The sequence below is a fragment of the Testudinibacter sp. P17/SS/0325 genome (assembly GCF_053570765.1).
Map to the genome: position 1 here is coordinate 712,498 of NZ_CM131635.1, position 26,085 is coordinate 738,582.

A 26,085-nucleotide genomic window follows, 5' to 3' on the forward strand; every position below is an offset into this window, starting at 1 on the left:
GGTAAATTAGGTACAAATAAAACTGGCATAAATTATACGGTCAGATTAAATTATTGCAACGATTAAAGGGCGTAAAAATGCTATCTGCTTAACAATTACTAAAAAAATTTTACTTTTTTATCACAATAAATGATAAAGCCCTCGTTTATCCATTTTTGATAACCCGATTTTTAACCTTTTACCAGAATAATCAAGTGCCTTTCTCCGACCAATTGCGGCACGGACAACTTCATTTTTTGCTGCAATACAAAGTGCGGTTGCAGTTCGCCCAATTCATCGGGATTAAAAATCCCTTTCAAGGCATAAAACCGCCCTGAATCCGCCACTAAATGCCGACACCAGGCGGTCATATCCTGTAATGAAGCAAACGCGCGGCTAAGCACCCCGTCGAACCGCACTTCGGGCTGATATTCCTCAACCCGGCTTTGAATCGGCGTGACGTTAGTCAAACCTAACTGACGAATGACTTGACGGATAAAGGTAATCCGCTTGCCGAGACTGTCCAACAACACATATTGCTGATCGGGGTTGATAATCGCCAACGGAATGCCGGGCAAGCCCGGTCCGGTGCCGACATCGATAAAGCGCGAACCTTGTAAATAAGGACTCACCACCAAACTGTCGAGAATGTGCTTCACCAGCATTTCCTGCGGATCACGCACCGATGTCAGGTTATACGCCTTGTTCCATTTATTCAACAATTCAACAAAAGCAACCAATTGCTGCTTTTGCTGATCGTTGACCGAAAGTGCGGTTTGCGCCAGCAGCTGATCCAATTTTGCCCGTAATTCAATCGCCAACGTCATTATTCATCCCCACGTTTGAGCATACCTTGTTTTTTCAAATTCACCAGCAAGATTGAGATCGCCGCCGGGGTCACCCCGGAAATACGCGAAGCTTGTCCGATCGAGATCGGACGGTGCTGGGTCAATTTCAACCGCACTTCGTTGGACAAGCCGTTGACTTTATCGTAATCAAATTCCGGCGGAATCGCAGTGCTTTCATGCCGTTTATGCCGTGCGATCTCTTCGTATTGATGTTCGATATAACCTTGGTATTTAATCGAAATTTCCACCTGCTCCGCCGCTTGCGCATCGGCACACGCCGGGGCGAAGGCTGAAAGTGCGGTCAGGGTTTTATAATCCACTTCCGGACGGCGCAACAGATCTTCACCGCTGGCTTCGCGGGTTAGTGGGCTATTTAAAATCGCATTGACTTCATTCAAATGTTCCGATTGGGGATGAATCCAAATTTGGCGCAAGCGCTGTTGTTCTTGTTCAATATTTTCCAGTTTTTGATTAAAACGCGCCCAACGAGCTTCATCAATCAAGCCCAGTTCACGTCCAATCGGGGTTAAGCGCAGATCAGCATTGTCTTCACGCAGCAACAAACGGTATTCGGCACGCGAAGTGAACACCCGATAAGGTTCTTTGGTGCCCAGCGTACACAGATCATCGACCAGCACGCCTAAATAGGCTTGATCACGGCGCGGATACCAAGCGGCTTTTTGCTGTACAAACAAACCGGCATTGATCCCGGCAAGCAAACCTTGCGCCGCCGCTTCTTCATAACCGGTGGTACCGTTGATCTGCCCGGCAAAAAACAGACCGTTGATCGCTTTGGTTTCCAATGACGGTTTCAGATCGCGCGGATCGAAATAATCATATTCGATCGCATAACCCGGTTTCATGATCCGTGCTTTTTCCAAACCCTTCATCGAATTGACGATCCCCATTTGCACGTCAAACGGCAAACTGGTCGAGATCCCATTCGGGTAGATCTCATTGCTGGTTAAACCTTCCGGTTCTAAGTAGATCTGATGGCTGTTGCGCTCGGCAAAACGCATTACTTTATCTTCGATCGACGGGCAATAACGCGGCCCGATCCCTTCGATCACCCCGGCATACATCGGACTGCGATCCAAATTGGCACGGATCAGATCATGGGCTTTTTCATTGGTATGGGTGATATAACACGGGATCTGACGCGGATGTTGATCGACTGATCCCATAAACGAAAAGACCGGCAGGATCGTATCGCCGTGCTGCTGTTCCAATACCGAAAAATCAATGGTGCGCGCATCTAAGCGCGGCGGGGTGCCTGTTTTCAAACGATCAACGCGTAAATTCAATTCACGCAACCGATCTGCCAACATGATCGACGCCGGATCACCGGCACGACCGCCGACATAATTTTCCATGCCTATATGGATCTTGCCGGCTAAGAACGTCCCGGCAGTCAACACCACCGCTTTGGCACGGAAAGTCAGCCCCATTTTGGTACTAACCCCGCTGATACGATCCTGATCCAATAAAATATCAACCACTTCCTGTTGGAAAATATCGAGATTTTCTTGATTTTCCAAGGCGATCCGCACGGCTTGGCGATATAACACCCGATCCGCCTGCGCACGGGTAGCACGCACCGCCGGACCTTTACTGCTGTTCAAGGTACGGAATTGAATCCCGGCCTGATCCGTAGCCGTTGCCATTAAACCGCCCATGGCATCGATCTCTTTGACCAAATGCCCTTTGCCGATGCCGCCAATCGCCGGATTACAGGACATCTGCCCTAAGGTATCGACATTGTGGGTCAATAATAGGGTTTTCAAGCCCATTCGTGCCGGTGCAAGTGCCGCTTCCGTGCCAGCATGACCGCCACCGACGACGATCACATCATAAGTTTCTGTATAAATCATAAAATGCCTTGTTTGATCCGGATACGATCAATTCGATCTTGCGTTGATCAATGATCGTAAAATTGGGCGCTATTCTACTGAATTTAATCAGAGGGTGAAAGGAAATTTATTAACTTGATCCGTGGTGTCGATCATACGGATCAAATTTTGATCGCCGGCGTATAAAGAAAAGATCTTTTTATATATAAAGATCTTATTATTGTTATTATTAGCCGGTAGTGATCCTGTGAAGAAAGCCGTTTTTTCTTTTAATTATAAGATCTTGATCCATTTTGGATCGTGTGAAAAAGATCGCTTGTCGCTTAATAAATCTTGTGGATAACGTGCGGTTTTATCCACAGCCCGATTTGCTTTAATTGTTATTCAAATAATAAATACAGTTTATCTACACTTATAATCGTCGTTATCCACAAGCGAACTTTTTTCGTTTTGCTGGTTTTTTAAGCGGATTATTTCAGTTGATCGATAAATTGCGGTAACCAGTTATCTGCCGCCTGATCATGATCGAAACAATTAAGCACATCAATTTTTAAACTATCAGCTAGCTTAATAGCTTGTTTCTGATTTAGCACTGCTTCGATTTTATTGACCGAAAAACAGAAGGTATCATAATCGGAATTCCCCAACCCGATCACTGCAAACCGCACTTGGCTTAAATCATCGATTTCCTGCTCGATATGTTCAAATAACGGCGATAAGTTATCCGGCAGATCACCTGCGCCGTGGGTTGAAGTGACAATTAGCCAATATTGAAAATCGTTGATCTGATCCCAATTCGCACCATGCAAAAGTGCGGTTTTGATCCCGTGTTGTTGCAACACATCCTCGCAATGCTCCGCTAAATATTCCGCGCTGCCGAGGGTGCTGCCGCTGATAATACAAACTGTTTGCTGCATCATATTTTTCTCTTTTTTGTTAATTAACGGCTTAAAATCGCAATATATCGCTGTAACTCCGCTATTTCATAACCGGCTATCAATGATAAAAGCGCGTTGGGCTGCTGTTGGTGCTGGTAGTCATCGAAACATTGATAATATTTTGCCCTGTCACTGAATTTAATATCAATCGGCAAATAACCGCACTTCATCAATTCAAAATTCAACAATAACCGCCCTGTGCGTCCGTTACCGTCAATAAACGGGTGAATGCTTTCAAAAGCCAAATGCAGCCACGCTATCGCCTCTATCGGGTGTTGGTGCTGTAATTTATCGGCATAATCAGCAAGTAATGCGTCCATTTGTTCGGCGATTAAGTGCGGTTGCGCCGGTTCATTGTCTGCGCCCATGATTCGCACCGGAACACGCCGATATACGCCTTTATTCTCTGCGTCATTCATCAGCACCAGCGAATGAATTTCTTTAATCGTACGCTCGGTTAATGGCTCACGGTTTGCCACCAGCTCAAACAGATAATTAAAAGCGTCTTTGTAGCCGATAACCTCTAAATGTTCTCTGATAGGTTTTTCAGCAATGGTTATGCCGTCACGCAAAATCAAAGCCGTTTCCCGCAGTGTCAGCGTGTTACCTTCGATAGCGTTAGAATTATAAGAAGATTCGATAATAAACTCTTCTTGCAGCCGTTTTAGCTCTGCCGCACTCAAGGGGCGCAATGCCGACAATTGATTTTTTAACTCGTCAATGTGTTGTATTTGCTCTGTCATTTCATCAGCCCTTAGCTTTGCGAATTGTCAAAATAGAAATTACTTATTATGCGCTATATTTAATCATAACTATGCATACTGTACTAGCATACAGTTAGGTGTTTATTCTGTGACTATTGGGCTTGGTGCCTAGCTTTCTACATAGTCCGCCCAATCCTGTAACATTTGCGTTTATTGTAGCGGTAAGCCGTTACCGTCTGCCAATGAATAGGCGGTTTGCTTCGGTTTTGCGTTCTTAATCTTGCTGTCAGAAAGTGGCTTAACTCGCCTTGCCATGAGTGGAACTCCTGAACTTTATTTGAGGTTTAGTTTTTTAATCGTTCAATTAAAAAAGCGTCCATTGCTGAACGCCTTTAGGGTTGGTGTCAATTGCACGACCGATAAAATCTTGCTTGCATATGGTGCAGATTTAGGCAGACAAGCATTACTGTACCTTGTACTGAGAATTTAATTGGTCAAGTTTACTGCCAATACTTTGCTGCAACTCAACCATTTGTCTTTGAAGTAATTCTATTTCTTCTTTATCTTTATCTGTTTGATTATCTTTCAAATAAAGTTCATAAAGCTTAATTGAAATCATATTCCCCTGATAAATTCCAATACGGATATCCTGAACTTCTTGACTCTTTATCTTTAAACCAAACAAAGAATTATTAGTAGATTCTAACAGCGCTTTTGATCGCCCCATTATAACTTTTATTGCTGAACTATCACTGTTTTTACTTGCAGAAACCAACTCTTGATTAAGTTCCGATGCTTTAGTATTAGAAGTATTAACCACAGAATTAATAGCTAATAAATCCGTACGAATATCAGCGTCATTTTGTGATGACAGGGTTTCTTTTTGTGCTATGAAATTACCTTCACTAGTGGTGATAGCGGTGTCGTTTTTTTCATTGTCACAGCCAGTTAATAGCGATAATGCTGCTAAAGCCAAGATAACTATTTTTTTCATAACATATCCTTTTTAACAGTAATTATTTCTGTAAATTCGGTTTGATTGCACCGTTCCTCCACAGGCAAGCACGGCATGTCCTGCGGTGCCTAATTGCTGTTATTATGTCGCCGAAGCAAAACACTAGCAGCAATCTAAATGCTAACACAACTTAGTGAGTTCTTTATTTTGTTTTTGTTCTCTATATAAAAATTTATAGTTCCCTGTTTTTGAAGATTTATCCTTTTTTATCCCTGTGGTGATCTTGTTTTTCATTTTTATATTCAGTGAGTTATGGATTTATTGTTCCCTATTTATTTTTCAAAAATGGCATTTTTAGGGAGTAAATTTAGGGAGTTAAGGTGATAGTATAAAACAGGGAACAAAAAAAGTGATATAGAGTGATAAAATATGATTAACAGTGATGAATAGATTTTAGCTAAATGATTGATGTTATTGGGTTTTATTGGGCGATATACGGAAGTATGAAACAGTATGATTAGTGAAGTGGCGGAAGAGAATGGGAGTTGAACCCACCCGAGACTGCTGGCAGCCTCAACAGGATTTGAAGTCCTGCCGCTTCACCGGAAACGACGCTCTTCCATTGATAATCACAATATTGTACTGAATTTTAATTCAAATAGCATTAAAATCAATATATCTCTTGTTATTATTTGAATTCGGGGCGGTTATGAACCAACTTTATCGCGCATTACCTTCAATCGACAAAATTTTGAATACCCCGCAGGGGCAATTGCTGAGCGAGCGGTTCGGGCATTCGGCGGTGGTGGCGCAGTTGCGTAGTTTGTTGCAGCAGGCGCGGGTGCAGATTCGGCAACAACAGCAGCTGCCGCGCTATTTCAGTGATTTTAGCGCGTTGTATAAAAAAGTGGCGCATGAACTGCAACAGCAACAGCAGGTGGCGATCAAGAAAGTGCATAACCTGACCGGGACGGTGTTGCACACCAACTTAGGACGTGCGTTGTGGGGGCGGTCGGCGCAACAGGCGGCGTTAGGCGCAATGCAAGAAAACGTGGCGTTGGAATTTGATTTGGCGCAGGGCAAACGCAGCCATCGCGATCAATATTGCAGCGACTTGTTGGCGCAGTTGTGCGGGGCGGAAGCGGCGTGTATCGTGAATAACAATGCGGCGGCGGTGTTGTTGCTGCTGGCGACCTTTGCCAGCGGTAAAGAGGTGATTATTTCACGCGGCGAGCTGATTGAAATCGGCGGTGCGTTTCGCATTCCGGACATTATGCAGCAAGCCGGTTGTAAACTGGTGGAAGTCGGCACGACGAACCGCACCCGTTTAACCGATTATCAGCAACAAATCAACGAAAATACCGCACTTTTGCTGAAAGTTCACAGCAGCAACTACCAAATTTGCGGTTTTACCGAAAGTGTCGGCGAAGCGGAATTGGCGCAGTTGGCGCAACAACAGCAACTGCCGTTAATCAGCGATTTGGGCAGTGGCGCATTAGTCGATCTCGGTCGATACGGTTTGCCGACCGAACCGACCCCGCAAAAAATGTTGGCAGACGGCGTGGATTTGGTCTGTTTTTCCGGTGATAAACTACTTGGCGGACCGCAAGCGGGCATTATCGTCGGCAAAAAAGCCTATATCGAGCAGTTGCAACAGCACCCGCTCAAACGGGTGTTGCGTTGCGACAAGGTGATTTTAGCCGGTTTGGAAGCCACTTTGCGTGATTATCTATTCCCGGAAAAATTAGCGCACAGCAACCCGACTTTGCAGTTATTAACCCAAGATGTGGGCCAATTACAAGCGATTGCCGAGCCGCTATTGGCCAAGTTGCAAGAAAAACTGGGCGCGGATTATGGCTTGCAGATCGAAGCCAGTTCGGCACAGATCGGTAGCGGATCGCAACCGATGTCCCGCATTCCGTCATTAGCGATCACCTTGCGACCGCACTCGGGCAAAAATGAGGAGTTAATGCAGTTGATCCGTTCGTTGAAACAGCTGAGCCAGCCGATTATCGGGCGGATTGAACAGCAAAAACTGTGGTTGGATTTGCGCAGTCTTGCCAATCCGCAACAACTTTTTATCACCTTGGACGAATTATGATTATAGTCAGCGCAGGACACGTCGATCACGGCAAAACCGCCTTGATTCGCGCCCTCACCGGCACCGACACCACCCATTTGCCGGAAGAAAAAAAACGCGGCATGACCATTGATTTGGGCTATGCCTATTTGCCGTACGGCGATCAGATTTTGGGTTTTATTGATGTGCCGGGGCACGAACGCTTTTTATCCAATATGCTTGCCGGTGTCGGCGGCGTGCAGTATGCGCTGTTGCTGGTGGCAGCCGACGAGGGGATTAAGCCGCAAACCGAAGAACATCTTGCCATTCTTAACTTATTGGATTTTAAAGAAATTATTGTAGTAATCAGCAAGGCGGATAAAGCCTCGGCGGAACAAATTAACCAGTTGCAACAACAGTTAAAACAACGTTATCCGTTTTTGACGCAAAGTGCGGTTTTTGCCACGTCAACGGTAAACGGGCAAGGAATTGGCGAGCTAAAACGGTATTTATTCGGATTAAGCCAAAAAAATCAGGCTAGCGAAAAACCGTTCCGTTATGCGATTGACCGCACTTTTCATATCAAAGGCGCGGGCAAAGTGGTGACCGGCACGGCATTTGCCGGACAAGTGGCGATTGATGACACGCTATTTTTATCCAGCCAGCTGAAACAAACGATTCGGGTGAAGAATATCCATGCGCAAAATCAGCAAAATACCCACGGCGTGGCTGGGCAACGCTTGGCGTTAAATTTAGCCGCCGATCAACTGGCAATCACACGCGGCGACTGGCTGTTTTCCCATGCGCAAGCACAAGCCAACGATCGGATTACGCTGTTGTTAAATCCGATTCAGGCGTTAAAAGCCAGCCAAGCCGTGCATATTTATCACGCCGCCAGCCACACTGTCGGCAAATTGACGTTGTTGGAGCAAAGTGCGGTTGAAACGGCTTCAATGCAACAGAATGAAAAAGTACTTGCCGAACTGATATTACAACAGCCACTGTTTTTGGCGTTTGGCGATAAAGTGATTGTGCGCAGCGGCGATAATCAACACACCCTTGCCGGCGCGAGTGTGTTGGAAATCGCCTCGCCGCAACGGTATAAACGCCAACCGGCGCGTTTGGCATATTTGTGGCAATTGGCGCAAGCGGAAACCCAGGCACAGCGGATTAGCCGCTATTTACAACGGGGTTGTGTTGAACAAACCGCACTTTGCTGGGCGGAACAGTTAACTGAAACGCAGTTTGCCGAGTTGCAGACGACGTTAGCATTTACTGCGTTGCAAGGCTATGTGTTTAATCAGGATTATCGGCAACAACAGCAGCAAAAATTAGTGCAAGCGTTGCATTTGTATCATCAGCAACATCCTGATCAATTAGGTATTTCCAAAGCGCGTTTGCAACGCATGGCGGCACTGAAACAACCGCAAAGCGTGATTTATCACTTTATCCAGACGTTGCTGCAACAAGGGGATTTGGCACAAACCCGCGGTTGGATTCATTTGCCCGATCATAAAATTGCCTTCACCGAGGAGGAACAACAGTTGTGGCAACGCACCGAAGCGGCATTTTTAGCGGCGCAGGGGCAAGCGGTTTGGGTGCGCGATCTTGCCAAACTATTGGCAATCGATGAAAGTGTGATGCGTAATTTTCTGTATAAAGCCGGTAAACTGGGCTATCTGACCGCGATTATCAAAGACCGCTTTTTCTTAACTGAAACTCTGTATGCTTATGCCGAACGGATTAAAGTGCATATTGAACAACACGGGGCGATTTCGGTGAATGAGCTGCGCGATCAGTTGCAATTCGGGCGGAAAATGACGGTGCAGTTAATCGAATATTTCGACAAGTGCGGTTTTTTGCGGCGCAAAGGCGATCAGCATTTACTACGCGATGCGGATATTTTCGAACAAATTTAGCGGATAAAAAACGCCTTAATGTTGATCTGCCCCCCAAAAGTTGGACTGCAAAACCAACTGACTAAGGTGCAGATTTTTATGACTAAATATACCCAAGTATTGAAACAACAAATCGTTGAATATTATTTTCAACATCATCAATCTATCAGCAAAACCGCAACACATTTTCAGGTTGCCCAACGCAGTATTCGCCAATGGATTGCACAATATCAATATTCCGGTCTTGATGGGCTAGCCGTCCTAGATATACAACGAAAATATAGGCTTGAAGATAAACTGAAAGCCATTGAATATATACAACACACCGAACTGACCTGGGCGTATCAAACGGCAGTGTTGTTTATCAATGGTTGCAACGTTTCAAACAATTTGGCATAAATGGACTGATTGATAAGCCCAAAGGACGACCAGCCGTGAATAAACCGAATAAATCGAAAAAACACGTTAAGCCATTAACGCCGTTAAAACAATTAGAACAAGAGAATTTACGTTTGCGTGCGGAGAATGCCATCTTAAAAAAGTCGATGGAATTATCCCTGAAAGACGAAGCCGAAAGGCAGAAAACGCCTACGAGAAGTTAGTGACAGATATCACTGAATTTAAAGCGAAAGACGGTAATAAGGTTTATTTATCGCCAATGGTAGATTTATTTAACAATGAGGTGATTGCCTATCAACTTGGTCGTCGTCCAAACCGGGCACTGGTTGAGCAGATGTTGCGACAAGCCGTGAATAAGCTCCCGAAGGAGGCAACGCCGATATTACATTCAGACCAAGGCCGGCAGTATCAAATGCCGTCTTATCGCAAGATATTGGCAGATAATCAGATTCAAATCAGTATGTCGAGAAAGGGAAATTGTTTGGATAATGGCGCAATGGAAAGTTTTTTCGGCAGGCTGAAGACAGAATGTTTTTATGTTCGGCAATTTGATACGGCAGATGACATTGAGCAGGCGGTTCATCAATATATTGAGTATTACAATACTGAACGAATTCAAGTAAGATTAAAAGGATTAAACCCGATACAATATCGAACTCAATCCGTTCATTAAGCAGTCCAACTTTTTGGGGTCAGATCATGCCACACACGGGGTTTATTTTTAGCCAACTGCGCTATTGTGAACGTTTATACACCACTCCTAACGTTTTCGGTTGGGAACCGAACAGACGAATCAGCTGTGCCAAAAACAACTCGCCGGCGGCAATTGCGTCGCTTAAGGCGTTATGCGCTACATATTCCGGCAAGTGGTAATGCCGGCGCACCGTCGTCAATTGATAATGAGGGTTAATCGCCTGGGCTTGCGTACTAACAAACGAGCGCTCGATTTTCAAGGTATCCAACCAAAGTAGCGGGAAAAACGGCATTTTGTAATGCATTGCCAGATAGTGATTGATAAAACGCCGTTCAATGCTCGAACCGTGAGCAATCACGATTCTGCCGCGCATTAAAGTGAACAGGGTGGACATCACTTGCTCCAAGGCGACCGCGCTTTGTAACATTTGCGGCACAATGTGGTTAATCACCGCGGTATCCTGTTTAACGATCTGATCGGCAACAAACTGGTGCCATGAGCCTGACAGCTTCAAGGTTAAACAATCAATCGGCACCGCCGCCGCACTCAAAATATGATCGATCATCGGGTTCAAACCGCTGGTTTCAAAATCAATCGCCAGATAATTCAGCCGGGTCAGATCCGCCGCCAATTCCGGGTAAGGCATATCAAACAGCGGTAATAACTCCGCCGGGCAACGCTTTGACTGCACTAATTTCCGCCGTTGTTTTTCCAGCTTCGACAATGGATCAAACCGTTGCAACCAACGCGACAATACACTGCTCATCGGATTAACCCTTTCTGTGAAAAGCGCAATTCTGCCGCTTCCTGCAATTTGGCAATTAAACGGAAAGCATCTTTTAAATTATTCCGTTCGAACGAAGTCAGCTCATCCGGGGCAATATGGTTGGTCAGCAGCTGCTGTCGGCGCAGCGCTTGCAATTGATATTTAAACCGCACTTCGCATACGAAACGGTAGGCGCCTAAAATATCATCCAAGGTTTCTTTGTTGATCACCTTGTTCTCATAACAGGCGATAAACCGCGCCTCGGTGGATTTCGTCTGCCCGATACCGGCGGACAATGCATAAATCCGTCCCAAATCGACCAATAAGCTGATCGCCCGTTTTTTCAGATTCAGTTTGTTTTTATGCTCGCCGTCTTTGATCAACACAAAGTTTCTGAAGATACTCAACGGCGGTTTGACCCGAATTGTATTTGCCACCATAAACGCCAAAAAACGGCGGTTATGCTGCACTAACTTGGCAAAAAAACCGGTAAGCCGCTCTGCCAAATCAGTTGAACCATGGATGGCTCGCAGATCCATAAATACCGACGCATTTAGTAATCCTTCCAACTCCGGATTCACAATCCAATGTTTGAAATCCGCTTGCCAACGGGTGAGGGATTGGCACCATTTCGGATTAGACGCCATATATCCGCCGGAGCAATGCGCATAACCGCACTTGTCCAAACCGTCGTTGACAAAGGTCGCCAGCTGCGAAAAATAGGCTTGCTCGGATGGCTCTAATTCCCGCTCGGTGATAATCGCATTATCTTGATCGGAGAGCGGATGGATTTCATAACGCGCCTGTGAACCGGCAACGAACCAACTATAGGCACAAGGCGGGGCGCCAAACCGGTGCTCCGCCATCATCAACAGTTTTTGGTGAAATGCATCGGCAATCAGGGTCATCACCTGCATAATATTGCGATAATCCACGCCGCTTTCGATTAAGCCTTCGAAAATCGCTTGCCGTTTTGCCGACAAATCCACCAACAAGGCTAAACTATCGGCTTGGAAAATATGATTAATCATAAAAATAGACTGGGTGCTGTTTTTCTGCACCAAATCCGTCGCAGTAAGAATGCCGATCACTTTTTCATTTTCGATCACCGGTAAATTACGAAGATTATGTTGCATCATCAAAGAAATGGCGTTCAGCACCAATTCGCTGGCGGCAACCGTCGGTGGGTCGGCGGTCATAATATGGCTGATCGGCAAATTGACATCCAATGCCTGCGCCACCACTTTTTTGGTCATATCGCGATCATTGACGATCCCGACCAATTTGCCATGCCGCATAACCAACGCTGACGAGCGCCGTTGACGGCACATACTTGCCGCCGTTTCCTTGATGGTAGCCGACGCTTCGACCGTTGCAATTTTACGGTTCGCCACCTCGACCACGCTTTTCATAAAAATCCCGTCCTGGTTTTGCAACCAAGTGCTTTTTGACGCCTCATGCAGGCGCACACCGGCTTCGCTGGCAAAATAAGCGGCATATTGCGGGTGTTGCTGCACGATACCGCTCAACAGCGCATAGGGAATCTGATAAATCAGGCTGTTTTCAATCGCACAGGCGGTATATTGCTCGTCTTCTTTCGGGTTAAAAATACTGAATCCGAAAATACTGCCGCTTTCCAAGCGGGCACGTAGCTCGCCATTCGGTTTTTTCTGTTCGACCGCCCCGATCCGAATCAAATATAAACAACGTTTATCCGCCTGTTCCTCAAATGCAATCACTTCACCTTGCGGAATATAGCGGATTTCAATATTGGCTGCAATTTGGCTAATCAACGTTTTCGGCAGGTGATGAAACGGATCAACCTGTGCAATAAACCATTCAATATTCGGAATTAAAGAAGAATCCACGGCATTTCCTTATCTGGAGAAATAACAAATAAATTTATTTTAACCAGTGTAAAAAGCAAAGGCACCTTAAATTCAATATTCAAGGTGCCTTTTTCTATTTCACGTCACGGTCCAAACCATCAAGTGCGGTATTTTTTCCACAAGCGGATTAAGCGTTGATAGCGGGCGGAGACTTCATCAATCAGTTGTTGATCGCTGAGTTTACCTGCCAACCACTCGGCGGACGGTTCGCCGAAAATGGTTCTGCCGACGGCGAAGCCTTTCACCAGCGGCGCATTGGCGGCGGCTTTGAAGGTGTCGTCAAACACCGCTTCCGGGGCGTCCAAACCGAGAATCAAAATGCCGCGGCAATAGTGGTCGTTTTGCTCGATGACGCGGCTTAATGCCGCCCAACCGTCGGCACTCATGCCCGGCAATTTCCACCAATCCGGTTTGATCCCCAATCCATACAGGTGAGCGATAATCTGCTGGTAATACGCCTCTTGTTGCGGCATATCCAACGGCAGGATAATTTCCAGCAGCAGTTCGTGTCCGGTGCGGCAACAGGCTTGGTATACCTCTGACAGTTTTTGATCCTGCTGCGCTTTCAGTTCCGCGCTGTCATGCGGGTGGTAGAATACCAAACATTTGACAACGTGTTCTTTCGGCCACGAAATCAACTGGCTGCCTAAATCACCGTGTTCCAATGCCAATGGACGGGACGACGGTTTTTCAATCGGGCGGCCAATCCACCAGTGTTTACCGGTAATGGCATTCAGTGCGTCTTGTCCGTAAGTGGTGTCGGCTAAAATGCCCGATTGCCCGTTGTCCACGCCTTCCGCCTTGGCGGTTTGTTCCGCGGCTTGCAGCAATAAGGTTTTCAAGTGCGGTATCCGTTTCGGATCGGCACCGCACTTTTGTGCCATATCATCCAGTTGTTTACGGTGATCAAAGGCAAAAATACAGAGGTTATTCCATTCGGTTTTGCGCGTAGTCACACGGTGCAAATGATTTAAACCCTCATCGAGATCAGGGCGCGGCACGGATTCGGCTCGCGATAAATAGTCGTCCAGCTCTTTTTTGGTCGGCATTGCCGGCGCGCAGCCATGACGGGAAACCACCAGTGCGCCACAAGCATTGGCATAACGGCACGCCTGCTCCCAGCCTTCGCCGTTGATATAGCCGCGCAATAACCCCGACATAAAGGCGTCGCCTGCGCCCAGCACGTTCAACACCGCCACGCGCACACCGTACACATTTAAGCCGCCGTCCAAATCATCGGGAATGTCGCCTTCAAACACCGAGCAACCTAATGCGCCGCGCTTGCACACCAAAGTTGCTTGGCTGCATTTGCGCACGTTCTTAAGTGCGGTCAACGTATCGGTCGAACCGCCGGCGATATGAAATTCCTCTTCCGTGCCGACCAGCACATCGAAATTGTGCAACACTTCTTGCAACGATTCAGTCACCGCTTTGGAATCAATGAAACGGGTTTCGCCGTCGCCGAGCGAGGTCAAGCCCCATAACACCGGACGGTAATCAATATCCAACAAGCGCTTCACGCCGTTGCGTCCGGCATACTCAAGTGCGGTCAGCACCGCATGGCGGGTTTTCGGGTGCGAGAGGTGCGTGCCGGTGATCGCCAAGGCTTTCGCCGAGGCAATGTAGTCTTCGCTGAAATCGTCGGCGCTAATCGCCATATCGGCACAATTATCACGGTAGAAAATCAGCGGAAAGGTTTCGTTATCTTTAATCCCGAGAATCACAAGTGCGGTCAGCCGTTCTTTATCGGTGATTAAATGGCTGGTATCGGCACCGACGCTTTCCAGCTCTTGGCGTAAAAAACGCCCCATATGTTCATCGCCGACCCGCGCCAACATCGACGATTTCAGCCCTTGAATTGCCGTGCCGTACGCCACATTGCCCGATGAGCCGCCGAGGTATTTGGCAAAGGTGGTTTCATCTTCCAAGCGTGCGCCGATTTGCTGTCCGTACAGATCCACCGCAATCCGTCCTAAGCAAATTAAATCGAGGGGTTTGTCTGCTACTGTTTTCAACACTGTTTCTTTCGACATAAGGGGGCTCTCCTATTGGCATTGATTCTGTTCCCGATTTCGGATCGGGCAATCAAAATAAAACATTTAACACTATTCATTTTAGAATAAATATTTCATTTTGCTATTGCTATTACTCTTTTTTGAGATCGAGATCCCAAAAAAAGTTTTTCCGCTTGCTCGGTTGAGGTATAAAAAATCATTTTTTTCTGCTTTTTTATCACAGAAATTGATCCAGCTCGCAAAAATGAAATTTACATTTCATTTTATGTTTAACTGAAATTTATTTTAAGTAGAATAGCGATAGTTAATGATGAAAACCGCAGTTGAAGTATTCACATAGTCGGAATGGATCACGCAGGAGAAACTATGAAAACACAAAAATTAACCGTCGCACAAGCCCTGGTAAAATTCTTGGATAATCAATATGTTGAAGTGGACGGAAAAGTAACGAAATTTGTGAAAGGCATTTTCGGTATTTTCGGACACGGTAATGTACTCGGTTTGGGGCAAGCATTGGAACAAGACAGCGGACAGCTGATTGTGCACCAAGGACGCAACGAACAAGGCATGGCGCACGCAGCAATGGGCTTTGCCAAACAAAAGGCGCGCAAACAGATTTACGCCTGCACCTCCTCTGTCGGGCCGGGCGCGGCCAATATGATCACCGCCGCCGCAACGGCGACCGCTAACCGCATTCCGTTATTGCTATTACCGGGCGATGTATTCGCCACGCGCCAGCCTGATCCGGTGCTGCAACAAATCGAACAAAGCTACAATTTAAGTATCAGCACCAACGACGCCTTTAAAGCGGTCAGTAAATATTGGGATCGGGTCAGCCGCCCTGAGCAGTTGATGACGGCGTGTATTAATGCAATGCGGGTGCTGACCGATCCGGCGGAAACCGGTGCGGTGACGATTGCGCTGCCGCAAGATGTGCAAAGCGAAGCCTACGACTTCCCTGATTATTTCCTACAAAAACGAATCCACCGCATTGAACGCACCTTACCGACCGAACCGATGTTGCGGCAAGCGGTGGAATTGATTAAACGCAAGCAAAAACCCTTGATTATCTGTGGCGGCGGCGTGCGTTACTCAGAAGCGGCAGCCGAGTTAAAAGCCTTTGCCGAAGCCTATCAAATTCCGTTTGCCGAAACCCAAGCCGGTAAAAGTGCGGTGGTATCCAGCCATCCTTTAAATGTCGGCGGCGTAGGCGAAACCGGTTGTCTCGCGGCGAATCTATTGGCGAAAGAAGCCGATCTGATTATCGGTGTCGGCACACGTTATACCGATTTCACCACCTCGTCCAAATGGATTTTCCAACATCCGGAAGTAGAGTTTTTAAATATCAATATCGCCCGTTTTGATGCGTATAAACTGGACGGGGTGCAAGTGACCGCCGATGCCAAAGCGACATTGTCGCAACTGCAACACAAGCTGGCAGCCGAACAATATCAAACCCAATGGCAAGATCAAATCGCGCAAGCCAAACAACAATTTGCACAAGAATTAAATCGGGTTTACCACGTGACCTACAGCGGAAAAGATTTTGTGCCGGAAGTGAATGACCGCTTGGATACCGACAGCGTTTATCAAGAATTCCAGCGCCTCACCGGTTCGGTGCTGACCCAAAGCCGTGTGTTGGGCATTTTAAACCACAGCTTGGGTGAAAACGATATTATCGTTGCCGCCGCCGGCAGCTTACCGGGCGATTTACAGCGCACTTGGCAAAGCAAAGGCGAAAATACCTACCATCTGGAATACGGCTATTCCTGCATGGGCTATGAAGTCAATGCCGCCTTGGGGGTGAAAATCGCCGAGCCGGAAAAAGAGGTGTACGCTTTCCTAGGCGACGGTTCATACCTAATGCTCCATTCCGAATTGATCACCTCGATTCAGGAACACAAAAAAATCAATATTATTCTGTTAGACAACATGACCAACGGCTGTATCAACAACCTGCAAATCGGACACGGCATGGACAGTTTCTGCACCGAGTTCCGCTTCCGCAATCCGCACAGCAACAAACTCGACGCCGGGTTTATTCCGGTCGATTTTGCGATGAATGCCGCCTCTTACGGCTGTAAAACTTATAAAGTCAGAACGGAAGAAGAGTTACAAACCGCACTTGCCGATGCCAAACTGCAAAAAGTATCGACCCTGATCGATATTAAAGTGCTGCCGAAAACCATGGTGCACGGTTACGGCAGTTGGTGGCACGTCGGCGTGGCGGAAGTCTCGGAAAAAGAGCGGGTGCGCGAAGCCTTTAAAAATGCGGAGATTCAAATTCAGCGTGCGCGCCGTTATTAATCGGAACGAATCAAATTGAAATTTAAAATCAACCTTCTCAAGGAGAAAAAGATGAAAGCAGAAAATGTCAAATTAGGTATCGCCCCAATCGGCTGGACCAACGATGATTTGCCTGAACTGGGGGCGGAGAATACGTTCGAGCAGTGTGTCAGCGAAATGGCGTTGGCAGGATACGAAGGCTGCGAAGTCGGCAATAAATATCCGCGCGATATCAAAGTGTTAAAACACAAACTGGACGTGCGCGGCATTCAAATTTGTAACGCCTGGTTCAGCACCTTTTTTGTGGACGGTAAAAAAGAGCAAACGATTAAGGATTTTATCCAACACCGCGATTTTCTACACGCCATGGGCGCCAAAGTGATCGGTTGTTCCGAGCAAAGCCGCAGTATTCAAGGGCAGAAAAAAGCGATTTTCAAAGAAAAAACCGTGTTCAGCGATACCGAATGGCAGTTGTTGGCGGAAGGCTATAACGAACTGGCAAAATTAGCCGCCGAAAAAGACATGAAAGTCTGTCTGCACCACCATATGGGCACCGGTATCCAAACGCCTGCCGAGGTGGATCGCTATATGGAAGTGACCAATGATGATGTCTATCTGTTGTTCGATTCCGGACATCTGTATTATTCCGAAGGCTCGCAACAAGCGATGTTGGACGTGTTGGAAAAATATATCGACCGCATTGTCCACGTTCACCTGAAAGACGTGCGTGATGAAGTGGTTGCCGAAGTCAAAGCCAACGATTTAAGTTTCCTCGAAGGGGTGAAAAAAGGGACGTTTACCGTACCGGGCGACGGCGTGATTGACTTCAAACCGATTTTTGAAATTTTAGAAAAACACGGTTACCAAGGTTGGATGGTGGTGGAAGCCGAACAAGATCCGGCATTGGCAAACCCATTTGAATACGCCTTAAAAGGCCGTAAATACATTAAAGACGTAGCAGGAGTTTGATTATGATTAAAGTAGGTATTATCGGCGCAGGCCGTATCGGGCGCGTGCATTCGGAAAGTATCAGCAAATACGTCAAAGGCGCGGAAATCAAAGCGATTTCCGATATTAAAGTGACTGATGAGCTGCAAAGCTGGGCGCAATCGATGGGCATTGCGCATGTCTATGACGACTACAAACAAATCTTGCAAGATCCGGAAATTGATGCGGTGTTGGTCTGCTCCTCCACCAACACCCACGCTCCGATTTCAATCGAAGCGGCACAAGCGGGCAAACACATTTTCTGTGAAAAACCGATTGACGCCGATGTCGGCAGAATCAAGCAAGTGCTGGCGGAAGTGGAAAAAGCCGGCGTGAAATTCCAAGTCGGCTTCAACCGCCGTTTTGATCACAACTTTAAAGCGATTAAAGATCGCGTGGTTGCCGGTGACATCGGCGAACCGCACATCATCAAGGTGACCTCGCGCGACCCTGACGCACCGCCAATCGAATACGTTAAAGTCTCCGGCGGGATGTTCTTTGATATGACGATTCACGATTTCGACATGATCCGCTATCTGTCGGGCAGCAATGTCACCGAAGTGTTCGCGGTCGGCAGCGTGTTGGTCAACCCGGAAATCGGCAAAGCGGGCGATATCGATACCGCCGTCATCACCTTGAAACTGGCAAACGGCGCCATCGGCGTGATCGACAACAGCCGCAAAGCGGTTTACGGCTACGATCAACGTGCCGAAGTGTTCGGCTCGAAAGGCGCAATCCAAATCAGCAACGACACCGGCTCAAGTGCGGTTTTCTCCGGTGAAAACGGCGTGGTAGCGGAAAAACCGAAATATTTCTTCCTCGAACGCTATATGCAATCCTTCGCCGATGAAATCTCCTGCTTCGTCGATTCGGTGGTGAATGACAAACCGACCGTTGTCAATGGCGACGACGGATTGCAACCGGTACTTATCGCCTTAGCCGCGAAAAAATCCATGGAAGAAGGCAGACCGGTTAAGATTAGTGAGATTAGCTAAACAATAAAATGAATGTTATCTGATCGTTAAAAGGCACTTTTGTGCCTTTTTTGTTTAAGGTCAATCGAATCTGGAGCGTGAGGAGGAGGCAATGTTGCAATATTTTGTTAAAGAAAACAAGCACTCTATTTTTGAAAATAATTGTTTACCGCAACTGCTTTATTTATGTAATACCGAAACGATGAAAGACTATTTTCCCCGGCTATTACACAAACATAATGATCGTTTAGAAATAGTGTTTATTGTGAAAGGCAAAGGGAATCATTTAATCGGCAATGAAAAATATCAAACCCAAGCCGGCGATATCTTAATTTTTAACCAAGATGTGTTGCATGACGAAGTGGCGGAAATCGGTAGCGATATGACCGTATATTGTTGCGGAATTAATAATTTAAAAATAAAAGGCAAAAAAATAAACCATTTGCTTGAGCTGGATTATCCGGCAGTGCTGCCTGCGGGCGATTATGCAGAGGATATCAATGCGATTTTAGGTATTATGGACTCACAAATCAGACAAAATCCCAATACGGCCACTGAAACTTGCCGTTATTTACTGGCGTCACTGATCACCATCATTTCAAACATTCCCCGTCGCAATATACAAGCCAATAAAAATAATGAATTGATGTTGATTCATCAGGTTAAACGCTATATTGACAGCCATTATTGGGAGAATATTTCATTATCTTCGATTGCCCGACAATTTAATGTCAGCCCTTATTATCTTTCCCATTTATTTAAACAGGGCAGCGGTTTCTCACTGATCCAATATATGCTGCGGCGTAGAATAGGTGAGGCGCAATCGTTATTGATCAATACCGGTTATAGCATAACCCAAATTTCCACGTTGGTCGGCTATGACAATATCAACTATTTCAGTACCATTTTTACCAAAATGACGGGAATTTCACCTACCGCCTACCGCACTTACTGGATTGGACGGAAAAAATAGTCTTATTTCGACGGGCAGCGCAAGATAATGAAGATGACATAACTAAAACGTGACATTCTTAACATAATATTAACGTTTTGCGGTGATGAAAAAGCAAGATGTTAAACTTTTCCGACCAAAATAATTTATATACTTCACTCACAACTTAACCAAAAGGAGTGAAGTATGAGTATAAAAATTTGCACCGCCCCTTGTTGTTGGGGGGTGGATGATCCCAAAAATCCTTATTTACCGCACTGGACTCAAGTATTACACGAAGCCTCCCAAGCCGGTTACAAAGGCATTGAGCTAGGGCCTTACGGCTATTTACCGATTGATGTTCAACAAGTATCCGATGAACTCGCCAAAAACGATCTGTTTATTGTTGCCGGCACTATTTTCGATGATCTGGTTTCAATTGAAAATCAAGCCGCTTTGGAGCGGCAAGCGCATAACATTTGCCAATTAATAACAAAACTGCCGCAAGTAGCGCCTGAGCCGGATCAAAAATTTGCTACGCCCTATTTAGTGCTTATCGACTGGGGACACGATGAACGCGATTATGCCGCCGGTCATCCCGATACCGCCCCGCGCTTATCGCCGATACAGTGGCAGCAGATGATGTCCCATATCAAAAAACTGGCTGCTATTGCGCAAAGCTACGGCATAAGGGCGGTTATCCACCCGCATGCCGGCGGATATATTGAGTTTGCAGATGAAATTGACAATGTGGTGCGCGATATTCCTTATGATTTAGCCGGATTATGTTTAGACACCGGCCATCTTTACTATTCGAAAATAGAGCCGCCGGCGGCATTAAAAAAATATTGGCCGTTTGTTGATTACCTACACTTCAAAGATATTGATTTGTCCGTCTATCAAAAGGTGATGAACGAAAAAATCCGTTTCTTTGAAGCCTGTGCAAAAGGCGTAATGTGCCGAATCGGGGAAGGCACGCTTGCTTATCCGGAGATCTATCATCTTTTAAAAACGCTGAATTATCAAGGTTATATCACGGTAGAACAAGAGCGGGATCCGCGAAATTCAGGTTCGAGTTTAAACGATGTCAAAATCAGTCGCGATTATTTGAAACACATTGGATTTTAAAGGAGCAAAAGATGATTTACGGAGAAAAACGTGTGGCAAGACCTATCCGCTGGGCAATGGTCGGCGGCGGTCACGGCAGTCAAATCGGCTATATACACCGTTCGGCAGCGTTACGGGATTTTTGCTTTGAATTGGTTGCCGGCGCTTTCGATCTGGATTTTGCAAGAGGAAAAGCATTCGGACAGCAACTGCACGTTACCGCCGAACGCTGCTATCCGGATTACCAAACGATGTTTAACCAAGAAGCGCAACGGGCGGACGGTATAGAAGCCGTCTCAATCGCCACCCCCAACGGCACGCATTATGACATTTGCAAAGCCGCATTATTAGCCAACTTGCACGTTATTTGCGAAAAACCGCTGTGCTTCACGGTTAAACAAGCGGAAGAGCTGGCGGCGCTTGCCGCAAAGCAGCAAAAAATAGTCGCTATCACTTACGGTTATGCCGGTCATCAAGTGATTGAGGAGGGGCGCCGTCTTATCGCTGAGGGTGTTTTGGGCGAGATTCGGATTGTAAAAATGGAATTCGCGCACGGATTTCATAATGTTGCCGTTGAAAAAGAGGCTGAAAGCACAAAATGGCGGGTTGATCCGAAAATGGCAGGCCCGAGTTATGTGCTGGGCGATTTGGGCACGCACCCGTTGTTTATTGCCGAAGTGTTGCTACCGCACTTACGCATTAAACGCTTGCTGTGTTCACGGCAAAGTTTTGTGCAAAGCCGCGCCCCATTGGAAGACAATGCGTTGACCTTAATGGAGTATGACACGGGAGCCGTCGGCAGCGTTTGGTCGAGCTGTGTCAACGCCGGTTCAATGCACGGGCAACGGATCCGGGTTATCGGCGAAAAAGCCAGTCTCGAATGGTGGGACGAGCAGCCTAATCAGCTACGTTTAGAAATTCAAGGCGAACCGGTCAGAATTTTGGAAAGAGGCATGGGCTATCTGCATGACAGTGCCTTGAAAGAAGATCGGATTGGCGGCGGACACCCTGAAGGGCTGTTCGAAGCCTGGTCAAATCTCTATGCCCGCTTTGCCGAAGCGATTATATGTAAAAACGAAGGGCGGCGGTTCGACTTTTGGTATCCGGACATCTCTGCCGGTGTCGAAGGCGTGCGCTGGGTGGAAAATTGTGTGAAATCCGCAGACCTGGGCGCGGTTTGGGTCGATTATCAATAAATTACAACAAAGAGAGGCTATCTTATGAAAATTGCATTTGATGTTGATGTGTTGGCGAAACAAATGGGAATCAGTGATATGGTTCACCAAGTTGCGGATTGGGGCTATAAATATATTGAGCAATCGCCACACCCGAGAATCAATCCGTTTTATAAACATCCGTTGTTTTCCAAAGAATGCGAACAAGAATACCGCACCGCACTTCAGCGGACCGGTGTGGAAATCTCGTCATTTATCGTGGTTTACCGCTGGTCGGGCCCGACGGAAGAGCAGCGCCGGCATGCCGTTGCAAATTGGAAACGTATGATCGAAATTGCCGACAGTATGAATGTGAGGGTGATCAACACCGAATTATCCGGCGATCCGCACCAGCCTGAAATCTGTAACGGTATGTTATTCCGCTCATTGGATGAATTAATGCCGCTGTTTGAAAAATATGGTATCCGTTGCGAGATTCAGTCGCACCCTTATGACTTTTGCGAATTCAATAATGAAACGGTTGATATGGTGAAATCCTACCGTTCCGAGCACCTTAAATATGTTTATTCCGCACCGCACGGCTTCTTTTATGACAAAGGAAAAGGCGATGTGCGTGCCATGTTGGAATATGCCGGTACGGATTTATCACATATTTTATTCGCCGATACGCATAACCATACCATTGATTGCCGTTACATCATGAATCCGCCGGGTTGTTGTTCCACCATTCACCAGCACTTACCGCTTGGAGAGGGGGAAGTTGATTTCGACGGTATTTTTGAAAGCCTGAGAAAAATGAATTTTGCCGACCGCACTTTTGCCGTCGGCGGCGAATCGATTGCTTGCGTTTCTATGTTCGGTTTTCCGGAAAAAATGGCGGTGGAGGCGCCTAAAGCCAGAGAACGACTGGAAAAAGAATTATTAACCTCATGATTAATCATGCAATGGCATTATCAAATCGACTTAAAACCTGTTTAAGGAGTTTCATATGAGAAAGATCAACCAACTTGTTTTACTGTTATCTGCCGGATTGGCACTGAATGCGTTTGCAAAAAACGAAGTGGTCGCTTTCAGCTCTCCCAGCCTGTATAGCCCGTTTCAAATAAAAATGAGTCAAGCCGCTGCCGAAGCCGGTAAAGCGCTTGATCTGAAAGTGCAAGTGCTGGACGGGCAAGACAGTTCGACCAAACAAACATCGGATGTTGATAATTCTATCACCAAAGGCGCCAAAGCCATTTTGATCGCGCCGAATGATGTGAATGCGATTGCGGCGGCAGTGGAAGATGCGATCAATGCCGGCGTCGTCGTCGCGACGGTCGATCGCAAAGTGATCAGCGAAAAAAATATTCCGCATTTCGGTGCCAATAACTACTTGGGCGGACAAAAAATCGCACAAGAGTTAAAAGCGAAATTTCCGGACGGGGCAAATATTATTTTATTAACCGGGCAGCCGGGTTCAACCTCGAATATTGAACGGACACAAGGGATTCGTGATGAACTGAAATCATATGGCACGCAATACAAAATCATTGTCGACCAAAGCGGTAATTGGTTGCGTTCCGAAGGGCTACGTATTATCGAAAGCGTGCTGCCGACCTTGAAGCAAAAACCCGACGTGATTCTGTCCGCCAATGACGATATGGCGATGGGGGCGATCGAGGCATTGAGAGCGCTGGGCTATAAAGCCGGTGACATTATGGTTACCGGTTTTGACGCCGGGCCGGAAGCCTTGTCCCGTATTCAAGATGATTGGCTCTATGTGACCGCCGACCAACGCCCGAGCTATGCCGTCAGCACCGCGTTAAGCCAAATTGCGGATAACTTGCGTGAGGGGAAAGCAATAGAAGGGCTGGATTTTGCGCCGTTGATCATTAAGAAAGAGAATGTTAGAGAAGCAGAACGTATCACCGAATTAAAAGATTAAAGTATATATCTTAACCGGCACCGCACTTATGAGGAGATGAAAAGTGCGGTGCCGAGTGATAACACTACTTGCGCATACGGCGGATCAAAATCGTCGCACAACCGAATCCAAGTAAACTGAAAGCGGACATAATATAAAAAACATTATTGTAGCCGGTAATGCCGGGATAATTATCAAGCATATAGCCGTATAGCGTATAACCGAACATTGACGGCATATAACCGATTAAACAACCTAATGCCATCGAAGAACCGGCATATTCCCTTGGCACGCCAATCTCTTCCATCGGAGCAAAAAACACCGCTCTTTGCGTAAAAATAATCGCACCGAAGCCTAATGTTGCCGTCATACCGAGATAAACACTCATCGATTCGTGCGGTAATTGAATAAAAAGGATCATACTGACAAAAGCCACGATAAATGCAGTTTGTAAATATCTTAACGGCGAGCGGAATACTTTATCCGATAAAAAGCCGCCGACCGGCCCGCCAATCATTTTTAAACCGTATTGATTGATGATACCGTACGCGCCGACTAATGCGACCGGCAAACCGTAAATATCTTTTAAGAACGGGATAAAATAAGTCAGACCGGTATAGGACGAGTACACAAAGAAAATGACAAATGCGGCCAACCAAGTATTGATATCTTTAATCACATAAAGAATACCGCTGAAAACTTTCGCATTGGCTGATTTGTCTCTCGCGGTGACTTTAATGTGATCTTCGTCGCCGACCAAGAAATAAGTTACTACGCCGACAAGTGCGGTTATTAATGCATAGTAGAGAATACCCGCTTGCATGCCGGCTTTGCCTTCACCGAACAAGACAAAGATACCCAGTGCGCCGAAAGCGACAATCACATCGACAATGCCGCGTCCGGCTTCTAAAAAGCCGAATAATCTGCCCTGTTCCTCTTTTGTGCCGAGTAAGCGTACCGCTTTGAGCAGCACCGGCCAATAGACCACTTCTCCGAAAAAAGCCAGTCCGGCAAACGCAAAAACGTAACCGGTAAACGAAGGAAGGGTGGATAAGTAAAGTCCGCAAGCGGCAACCCCCAACAGCCCTGCCGGTAGCAAATATTTTTTCGAAAAACGATCGGCGAGATACATTGAGAAAAAATAGCCGAGTGTTTGTACAATGGCATAAAACGTGAAACCTAAGCCGATTTCGGTATTGCTCAGCCCCCAATCTTGTTGCATCGGCACATAAAAAACATCTTTGATACTGGATAGTTTATAAATAGTACCGCCGCCGAGCACCAAAAAACCCAATTGCACCCATTTGTTCGTAAATAATCCTGTTGTTCTGTCCATAATTACACTCCTCCGAGATAGGCGACCGCTTCTATTTCGACGAGTGCGTCTTTAGGCAAACGCGAAACCTCAATACAGGAGCGGGCAGGATACGCATTCCCAAAGTAATCCGAATAGATCCGATTAAACGAATTAAACTGCTCAAGGTCTGTCAAAAAACAGGTTGTTTTCACAATATCTTTTTTACAACCGCCGGCTGCCGTTAAAATAGCCTCCAGATTTTTTAGCGCTTGACGGGTCTGTTCTTCGATAGCACCGACAACCATGTTGCCGGTGTCGGCCGCAATCGGTATGCAACCCGAGATATAAAGCCAGTCCTTAACCCTGACGGCTTGTACATAAGGTCCGATCGCCGGTGGCGCAAGTGCGGTATGGATAATCTGTTTCATTAT

General features: G+C 46.5%; 20 protein-coding genes, 1 tRNA gene and 1 pseudogene. 11 read left to right on the top strand and 11 right to left on the bottom strand.

Annotation, left to right across the window (positions count from 1 at the left end; translation table 11 throughout):
* Positions 1 to 170: 170 nt before the first annotated feature.
* From rsmG to ACWA50_RS03535, 6 genes are all read right to left on the bottom strand, one after another.
* Entirely contained in the window at positions 171 to 806 is a 636-nt protein-coding gene (gene rsmG, locus ACWA50_RS03510) for a 16S rRNA (guanine(527)-N(7))-methyltransferase RsmG (RefSeq protein WP_431053945.1), read from the bottom strand.
* Positions 806 to 2,698 carry a tRNA uridine-5-carboxymethylaminomethyl(34) synthesis enzyme MnmG gene (gene mnmG / locus ACWA50_RS03515; RefSeq protein ID WP_431053946.1) on the bottom strand — a complete coding sequence of 631 codons (1,893 nt, stop codon included), beginning with the start codon at positions 2,696 to 2,698 and terminating at the stop codon, positions 806 to 808. Before mnmG ends, rsmG begins: the two co-directional genes overlap by 1 nt.
* 449 nt (positions 2,699 to 3,147) lie before the next feature.
* On the bottom strand, positions 3,148 to 3,594 hold the full coding sequence (gene mioC / locus ACWA50_RS03520) for an FMN-binding protein MioC (protein WP_431054278.1): 447 nt from the start codon (positions 3,592 to 3,594) through the stop codon (positions 3,148 to 3,150).
* 23 nt (positions 3,595 to 3,617) lie between these two features.
* Positions 3,618 to 4,358: a Fic family protein gene (locus ACWA50_RS03525; RefSeq protein WP_431053947.1), complete on the bottom strand. Its 741-nt coding sequence runs from the start codon at positions 4,356 to 4,358 to the stop codon at positions 3,618 to 3,620.
* A gap of 424 nt (positions 4,359 to 4,782) precedes the next feature.
* Positions 4,783 to 5,313: a hypothetical protein gene (locus tag ACWA50_RS03530; protein ID WP_431053948.1), complete on the bottom strand. Its 531-nt coding sequence runs from the start codon at positions 5,311 to 5,313 to the stop codon at positions 4,783 to 4,785.
* A 487-nt stretch (positions 5,314 to 5,800) separates the two neighbouring features.
* Positions 5,801 to 5,895, bottom strand: a tRNA-Sec gene (locus ACWA50_RS03535).
* An 88-nt stretch (positions 5,896 to 5,983) separates the two neighbouring features.
* Between ACWA50_RS03535 and selA the strand changes: the two genes are divergently transcribed.
* The 3 genes and pseudogenes from selA to ACWA50_RS03550 all read left to right on the top strand — a co-directional run bounded on the left by selA (position 5,984) and on the right by ACWA50_RS03550 (position 10,303).
* On the top strand, positions 5,984 to 7,375 hold the full coding sequence (gene selA, locus ACWA50_RS03540; protein WP_431053949.1) for an L-seryl-tRNA(Sec) selenium transferase: 1,392 nt from the start codon (positions 5,984 to 5,986) through the stop codon (positions 7,373 to 7,375).
* On the top strand, positions 7,372 to 9,252 hold the full coding sequence (gene selB, locus ACWA50_RS03545; protein ID WP_431053950.1) for a selenocysteine-specific translation elongation factor: 1,881 nt from the start codon (positions 7,372 to 7,374) through the stop codon (positions 9,250 to 9,252). Before selA ends, selB begins: the two co-directional genes overlap by 4 nt.
* 78 nt (positions 9,253 to 9,330) lie before the next feature.
* Positions 9,331 to 10,303: pseudogene (locus tag ACWA50_RS03550) on the top strand (IS3 family transposase).
* A 61-nt stretch (positions 10,304 to 10,364) separates the two neighbouring features.
* On the opposite strand, the gene ACWA50_RS03555 reads toward ACWA50_RS03550, so the two are convergent.
* From ACWA50_RS03555 to ACWA50_RS03565, 3 genes are all read right to left on the bottom strand, one after another.
* Positions 10,365 to 11,090, bottom strand: coding sequence for a 3'-5' exonuclease (locus ACWA50_RS03555; protein WP_431053951.1), 726 nt, complete (start codon positions 11,088 to 11,090; stop codon positions 10,365 to 10,367).
* A complete protein-coding gene (locus ACWA50_RS03560) occupies positions 11,087 to 12,958 on the bottom strand; it encodes a DUF294 nucleotidyltransferase-like domain-containing protein (RefSeq protein ID WP_431053952.1) in 1,872 nt (623 codons plus the stop codon). Before ACWA50_RS03560 ends, ACWA50_RS03555 begins: the two co-directional genes overlap by 4 nt.
* Positions 12,959 to 13,077: 119 nt before the next feature.
* Positions 13,078 to 15,012, bottom strand: a complete 1,935-nt coding sequence (locus ACWA50_RS03565) for a bifunctional 5-dehydro-2-deoxygluconokinase/5-dehydro-2-deoxyphosphogluconate aldolase (protein ID WP_431053953.1) — start codon at positions 15,010 to 15,012, stop codon at positions 13,078 to 13,080.
* 348 nt (positions 15,013 to 15,360) lie between these two features.
* Between ACWA50_RS03565 and iolD the strand changes: the two genes are divergently transcribed.
* The 8 genes from iolD to ACWA50_RS03605 all read left to right on the top strand — a co-directional run bounded on the left by iolD (position 15,361) and on the right by ACWA50_RS03605 (position 24,378).
* The gene (gene iolD, locus ACWA50_RS03570) at positions 15,361 to 17,301 is read left to right on the top strand and encodes a 3D-(3,5/4)-trihydroxycyclohexane-1,2-dione acylhydrolase (decyclizing) (protein WP_431053954.1); all 1,941 of its coding nucleotides are present in this window, start codon (positions 15,361 to 15,363) and stop codon (positions 17,299 to 17,301) included.
* A 51-nt stretch (positions 17,302 to 17,352) separates the two neighbouring features.
* Entirely contained in the window at positions 17,353 to 18,249 is an 897-nt protein-coding gene (iolE, locus tag ACWA50_RS03575) for a myo-inosose-2 dehydratase (RefSeq protein ID WP_431053955.1), read from the top strand.
* Positions 18,250 to 18,251: 2 nt separating this feature from the next.
* Complete coding sequence (gene iolG / locus ACWA50_RS03580) at positions 18,252 to 19,262, top strand: inositol 2-dehydrogenase (protein WP_431053956.1); 1,011 nt, start codon at positions 18,252 to 18,254, stop codon at positions 19,260 to 19,262.
* Positions 19,263 to 19,353: 91 nt separating this feature from the next.
* Positions 19,354 to 20,214, top strand: coding sequence for an AraC family transcriptional regulator (locus ACWA50_RS03585; RefSeq protein ID WP_431053957.1), 861 nt, complete (start codon positions 19,354 to 19,356; stop codon positions 20,212 to 20,214).
* Between the two features lie 165 nt (positions 20,215 to 20,379).
* Positions 20,380 to 21,300 carry a TIM barrel protein gene (locus tag ACWA50_RS03590; protein WP_431053958.1) on the top strand — a complete coding sequence of 307 codons (921 nt, stop codon included), beginning with the start codon at positions 20,380 to 20,382 and terminating at the stop codon, positions 21,298 to 21,300.
* An 11-nt stretch (positions 21,301 to 21,311) separates the two neighbouring features.
* Positions 21,312 to 22,475, top strand: coding sequence for a Gfo/Idh/MocA family protein (locus ACWA50_RS03595; protein WP_431053959.1), 1,164 nt, complete (start codon positions 21,312 to 21,314; stop codon positions 22,473 to 22,475).
* Between the two features lie 24 nt (positions 22,476 to 22,499).
* Positions 22,500 to 23,387 carry a sugar phosphate isomerase/epimerase family protein gene (locus ACWA50_RS03600; protein ID WP_431053960.1) on the top strand — a complete coding sequence of 296 codons (888 nt, stop codon included), beginning with the start codon at positions 22,500 to 22,502 and terminating at the stop codon, positions 23,385 to 23,387.
* A 55-nt stretch (positions 23,388 to 23,442) separates the two neighbouring features.
* Positions 23,443 to 24,378, top strand: a complete 936-nt coding sequence (locus ACWA50_RS03605; protein WP_431053961.1) for a substrate-binding domain-containing protein — start codon at positions 23,443 to 23,445, stop codon at positions 24,376 to 24,378.
* Positions 24,379 to 24,442: 64 nt separating this feature from the next.
* Here the strand turns inward: ACWA50_RS03605 and ACWA50_RS03610 are convergent, their stop codons facing one another.
* Positions 24,443 to 25,693 (bottom strand): MFS transporter, encoded by a 1,251-nt coding sequence (locus ACWA50_RS03610; protein ID WP_431053962.1) that lies wholly within the window; start codon positions 25,691 to 25,693, stop codon positions 24,443 to 24,445.
* Positions 25,694 to 25,695: 2 nt separating this feature from the next.
* Positions 25,696 to 26,082 carry a RidA family protein gene (locus ACWA50_RS03615; protein ID WP_431053963.1) on the bottom strand — a complete coding sequence of 129 codons (387 nt, stop codon included), beginning with the start codon at positions 26,080 to 26,082 and terminating at the stop codon, positions 25,696 to 25,698.
* Positions 26,083 to 26,085: the final 3 nt, after the last annotated feature.

Coding starts and splice junctions, on each gene's coding strand:
- ACWA50_RS03605 (WP_431053961.1), top strand. CDS start 23,443: ATGAGAAAGATCAACCAACTTGTTTTACTGTTATCTGCCGGATTGGCA.
- ACWA50_RS03585 (WP_431053957.1), top strand. CDS start 19,354: ATGTTGCAATATTTTGTTAAAGAAAACAAGCACTCTATTTTTGAAAAT.
- iolE (WP_431053955.1), top strand. CDS start 17,353: ATGAAAGCAGAAAATGTCAAATTAGGTATCGCCCCAATCGGCTGGACC.
- ACWA50_RS03610 (WP_431053962.1), bottom strand. CDS start 25,693: ATGGACAGAACAACAGGATTATTTACGAACAAATGGGTGCAATTGGGT.
- ACWA50_RS03530 (WP_431053948.1), bottom strand. CDS start 5,313: ATGAAAAAAATAGTTATCTTGGCTTTAGCAGCATTATCGCTATTAACT.
- ACWA50_RS03590 (WP_431053958.1), top strand. CDS start 20,380: ATGAGTATAAAAATTTGCACCGCCCCTTGTTGTTGGGGGGTGGATGAT.
- rsmG (WP_431053945.1), bottom strand. CDS start 806: ATGACGTTGGCGATTGAATTACGGGCAAAATTGGATCAGCTGCTGGCG.
- mnmG (WP_431053946.1), bottom strand. CDS start 2,698: ATGATTTATACAGAAACTTATGATGTGATCGTCGTCGGTGGCGGTCAT.
- ACWA50_RS03615 (WP_431053963.1), bottom strand. CDS start 26,082: ATGAAACAGATTATCCATACCGCACTTGCGCCACCGGCGATCGGACCT.
- selB (WP_431053950.1), top strand. CDS start 7,372: ATGATTATAGTCAGCGCAGGACACGTCGATCACGGCAAAACCGCCTTG.
- ACWA50_RS03565 (WP_431053953.1), bottom strand. CDS start 15,012: ATGTCGAAAGAAACAGTGTTGAAAACAGTAGCAGACAAACCCCTCGAT.
- ACWA50_RS03595 (WP_431053959.1), top strand. CDS start 21,312: ATGATTTACGGAGAAAAACGTGTGGCAAGACCTATCCGCTGGGCAATG.
- ACWA50_RS03525 (WP_431053947.1), bottom strand. CDS start 4,358: ATGACAGAGCAAATACAACACATTGACGAGTTAAAAAATCAATTGTCG.
- iolD (WP_431053954.1), top strand. CDS start 15,361: ATGAAAACACAAAAATTAACCGTCGCACAAGCCCTGGTAAAATTCTTG.
- ACWA50_RS03600 (WP_431053960.1), top strand. CDS start 22,500: ATGAAAATTGCATTTGATGTTGATGTGTTGGCGAAACAAATGGGAATC.
- ACWA50_RS03555 (WP_431053951.1), bottom strand. CDS start 11,090: ATGAGCAGTGTATTGTCGCGTTGGTTGCAACGGTTTGATCCATTGTCG.
- mioC (WP_431054278.1), bottom strand. CDS start 3,594: ATGCAGCAAACAGTTTGTATTATCAGCGGCAGCACCCTCGGCAGCGCG.
- selA (WP_431053949.1), top strand. CDS start 5,984: ATGAACCAACTTTATCGCGCATTACCTTCAATCGACAAAATTTTGAAT.
- iolG (WP_431053956.1), top strand. CDS start 18,252: ATGATTAAAGTAGGTATTATCGGCGCAGGCCGTATCGGGCGCGTGCAT.